Genomic DNA, 4,689 nt, shown 5'->3' with positions numbered 1-4,689 from the left:
TTGTCGAAGTAACGCAAGGCTGCGGCGGCCACACCATAGCTGCCACTGCCAAGGTAAATCTCGTTCAGATAAAGTTCGAGAATGTGTTCCTTGGAAAAGGCGCGCTCGATCCGGAAGGACAGAATGGCTTCCTTGATTTTGCGCTCATAGGAAACTTCGTTGGTCAAAAGGAAGTTCTTGGCGACCTGCTGGGTAATGGTAGATGCACCGACCGGCCGTTTACCCGTGCCCATATTGACAACGTTGGTCACAGCAGCACGCAAGACAGAGGCAAAATCGATCCCCGGGTGGGAGAAGAAGTTTTTGTCCTCGGCTGCGACAAAGGCATCAACCACCTTGGGCGGGATGGCCGAAATCGGCACAAAAACACGCTTTTCACGCGCATATTCGGCAATCAGTGCGCCGTCGGATGCATGCACACGCGTCATGACCTCGGGCTCGTAATTTTCAAGCTGGGTGTAATCGGGCAGTCCTTGGCCAAAGTGCCAGAAGATCGCCAGCATACCGGCGCCGCCCGCAACCGCCATCAAGAACAGAAAGCCGAAAATACTAAGTAAAATTCGCATGTAAGCAGGTCTTTTTCATTTTGTTGGCCTGATCCGGTAGGGGCGCATATTCATGCACTCTTACCGGAAATGCAATGTCCCGGCAGACATTTCGCCTGTCTGTGCCGAAAAAACGGATGTATCCGCATTATAGCGGCAAAATAATGACAAGGTTGTGACAGCCGCCACGCCAGACAGCATTTGTTCGCAGTGACACCGCACACAAGAATTCCGTTGCCCGTTTCGGCCCCAGCGAAATCATCGGCATCATGCCCGAGTATTAGAATTTGTGTTTCTCGAAATAGATATCAATTGCCCGCAAGACCGCATCGGCAATCTTTTTGCGATGAGCGGGACTTTGCAACAGCTTGGCATCCGTCGCATTCGAAAGATATCCCATTTCAAACAGGGCCGAAGGGATATCCGGTGCCTTCAAAACCGCAAAACCGGCAAAGCGATGGGTGCGACGCTGCAGTTCGATGCTTTGGGCAAGCTGACTGACCATGTTGGCCGCAAGGGTCGCCGACAGGTTCATGGTTTCACGTTGCGCAAGATCGATCAGAATGCTTTGCACCAGCGTGTTTTCATCGGAAAGATCAATACCGGCGATGACGTCGGCCTTGTTTTCCTTGGACGCCAGTGCCGCGGCCTCTTTGTCCGATGCGTTTTCAGACAGGGTATAGACCGATGCGCCGCGATGCTTGGGATTACCAATTGAATCTGCATGCAGGGATATAAACAAATCTGCCCCGGCCTTGCGTGCGATGTCCACACGTTGCCGCAGTTTCAGGAACACATCCTTGTCGCGCGTCAACAAAACGCGATAGCGCCCGGATGCGGTCAGGGTTTCGGCCAACTGACGTGCGGCGGCAAGGGTCAGGTCCTTTTCATAGACATTGCCAACCCCGATCGCGCCCGGGTCGACCCCGCCATGCCCGGCATCAATCGCGATCAGCGGCTTTTCTTCGCCACCCCGGCCCGATTGCACCGCGACATCGACACTTTGTTCGGTCGCACTGGTATCGTTACGACTGCGCGCAGAATAGGCTTCCATGCTCTGGCGCGATGCGGTCAGAAACGCATCGCGCTGTGTCGGTTTAAGATCAACCACCAGACGGTTGGGCTTCCCGCCGCCGGGCGGCAACGAGAAAATCTTTGAAACCAGCGATGGTTGGGCAACATCAAGAACCACACGGAACGTGCCGGGTTTAAACAGCCCGTAACGCAGACCGGAAATAAGCCCGCCGCCCGAAGTTACCTTGCCTGGCGGGGCGTTCCAGTCAATTTCCGGCATATCAATGATGATGCGGTACGGATCGGGCAGCAGGAAATAGGTAAAGTCGACTTCCTGATCGAGATCGATCACAAAGCGCGTGTAATCGGGATAAACCCCGAGCCGTGCGCCAAGCACCTTGGCCGTTTGGGCAGACGCACCTGATACGATGATCTGGGACGCACACAACAGCGCAAACACCACCATCATCCTTCTGGCAATTTTAACCAGCAACGATCGCGATGGTGCGTTTTTCGGCGTGGAAAATGAAGTCGCGTGCTGTGAATACATCTGTCGTTTCAGCGCCTGTTACCCTGCAAGAGCATCTGTTAAGCGCTTATAGCAATGCGTTGGTTAACGGGCAATTGACCAACAACAGAACTTGCATGACAGACCTTTCAACTTTCCGCGATGGGCATGGCATGGAGCAAAACTGTAAAAACAGTGTGTTTTCATATATTTGCCCGAACCAAATCATCCAAACGAAAATCGCGCGGATTTCTGTGTGTTTTTACACGTTACTGTCAGAAAGTCGTCACATCACGCAACAAAACTGTTTGTAGCATACGCATAAAAGGGATATGTTGCACCCGAGATTCCTATGCTTTGTGGTAAGCAACCAAAATGCCACCAGGCTGAGGACGCGACGAGTGCAGTTCTTACGGTCGGTGTCTCGGTGACGCGGCAATTCCCGCTCCCGATAGAGCCCTCCTTAAAAAGGCTGTCTTGGCGCGCTCGAAGACACGCAATCTAATTCTTTTTGTTTCAACACCAAAACCAGGTCCAACCGGAAGAGCAGCCGACACGCGATGACCCAGATACATACAGGACATATCGCGACCTTTATGGTTGGCGCCTCCGGACACGCCGGTTTGTTTGCATATCAGCGCAATTGCGCCCATAGCATTGAACTGGCGGGGCCTCCAGGAACAGGTTCCGAATGGTCAAACGTATGCTTATCGATGCAACGCACGCGGAAGAAAGCCGCGTCGTTGTTATTCACGGAAATCGCCTAGAAGAATACGACGTCGAAACTTCGACAAAAAAGCAAATCAAGGGTAATATCTATCTCGCGAAAGTCACGCGGGTAGAACCGTCTCTTCAGGCGGCCTTTGTTGACTATGGCGGAAACCGTCATGGTTTCCTTGCGTTCAGCGAAATCCATTCCGACTATTATCAAATTCCGGTTGCCGACCGTGAAGCTCTTGCCCAGCAGAGCAACACACAGGTCAAGGACGCCGAAATCGTCGAAGACAATATCGGCGATACCGAAGACAGCCCGAAAAAAGACAAGAAGCCTTCGCGTTCCCGCTCGCGCCGCAAACCGCGCGCCCAGAGCAAGGATGAAGCATCCGACACGCCAGAGGCAGAAAACACCGACGCCGCCGCATCGGCAGATGCCGCTGCCCCGTCAGATGCCGCAACCGACAATGCCGGTTCAGGCGAGGAAGAAGAAGCCAAGCCGCGTCGCCGTCGCCCGCGCAATCGTCGCAAGAAAAGCGATGATGTCGAAGCATCTGGCAACGACGCAGAAGCATCCTCTGACGGCAACGACGACAACGGTTCGGACGGTGACGATACCCCGACAGGTGGCAACGCTGCCATGTCTGCGGAAATCGCCGAGCTTGAAGTTGATGTCGATGACGAGGCCAACGAAGTAACCGCGCTTGACGCGACCACCGATGTTGAAGAAGACATCGAGGATATGGGCGGCGATGACGACGGTGACGAGTTCGTTGAATCACACAGCCGTCAGCTTCAGAAACGCTACAAAATTCAGGAAGTGATCAAACGCCGCCAGATCATTCTGGTTCAGGTCGTCAAGGAAGAACGCGGCAACAAGGGTGCGGCTCTTTCGACCTTCCTGTCGCTGGCCGGTCGTTATTGCGTTCTGATGCCAAACACCCCGCGTGGTGGCGGCATTTCGCGCAAGATCACCAATGCCAAGGATCGCAAGCGCCTGAAATCCATTCTGGCCGAGCTTGAGATTCCGGACGGCATGGCGGTGATCGTCCGTACTGCGGGTTCAGAACGCACCAAAGCCGAAATCAAACGCGACTTCGATTATCTGATGCGCCTGTGGGATCGTATCCGCGAAACCACCCTTCAGAGCCAGGCACCGTGCCTGATTTACGAAGAAGCCGACCTGATCAAGCGTTCCATCCGTGACCTTTATGCACGTGATGTTGACGAAGTTCTGGTCGAAGGTGACGATGGTTACCGGGTTGCCAAAGACTTCATGAAGATGCTGATGCCGTCGCATGCCAAGCGCGTGCAGCCCTACAAAGATCAGGGCGTGCCGCTGTTCCACCGTTTCCAGGTGGAAAGCCAGCTTGATGCGATGCTCAACCCGGTCGTACAGCTTAAATCCGGTGGTTATCTGGTTATCAACCCGACCGAGGCACTGGTCGCGGTTGACGTTAACTCCGGCCGTTCGACCCGCGAACGCAACATCGAAGAAACCGCTTACAAGACCAACCTTGAAGCGGCCGAAGAGCTCGCACGTCAGCTGCGCCTGCGTGACCTTGCTGGTCTGATCGTTGTCGACTTTATCGACATGGAAGACCACCGCAATCAGGCATCTGTCGAGCGCAAGCTTAAGGAAGCAATGCGCAACGACCGTGCACGTCTTCAGATCGGCCGTATCAGCCCGTTTGGCCTGCTTGAAATGTCGCGTCAGCGCCTGCGCCCGTCGCTGGTCGAAAGCGCATTTGAAGTTTGCACCCATTGCCGTGGTGTCGGCCTTGTCCGTTCGATTGAAAGTGCAGCCCTTCACCTGCTGCGCGTGATCGAGGAAGAAGGCATGCGTCGCCGTTCCGGCGCGCTGACCGTCCATGTTGCCAGTGAAGTCGCGCTTTATATCCTGAACCG

General features: G+C 54.4%; 3 protein-coding genes. 1 reads left to right on the top strand and 2 read right to left on the bottom strand.

Going from position 1 to position 4,689, the window contains the following annotated elements; translation table 11 throughout:
• Both B3Z49_RS04910 and B3Z49_RS04905 read right to left on the bottom strand, forming a co-directional pair.
• A partial coding sequence (locus B3Z49_RS04910; RefSeq protein ID WP_296988572.1) for a transglycosylase domain-containing protein occupies positions 1-566 on the bottom strand: 566 nt, incomplete at its 3' end.
• A 259-nt stretch (positions 567-825) separates the two neighbouring features.
• Positions 826-2,025, bottom strand: a complete 1,200-nt coding sequence (locus B3Z49_RS04905; protein ID WP_008890621.1) for an N-acetylmuramoyl-L-alanine amidase — start codon at positions 2,023-2,025, stop codon at positions 826-828.
• 733 nt (positions 2,026-2,758) lie between these two features.
• On the opposite strand from B3Z49_RS04905, the gene B3Z49_RS04900 reads away from it, so the two are divergent.
• Positions 2,759-4,689: Rne/Rng family ribonuclease (locus B3Z49_RS04900; protein WP_296988586.1), on the top strand; the 1,931-nt coding region annotated here is incomplete at its 3' end.

This window comes from Thalassospira sp. UBA1131, from assembly GCF_002311515.1.
In the GTDB taxonomy this organism is placed as follows: domain Bacteria; phylum Pseudomonadota; class Alphaproteobacteria; order Rhodospirillales; family Thalassospiraceae; genus Thalassospira.
This window is presented reverse-complemented; position numbering and strand designations above follow the sequence as displayed.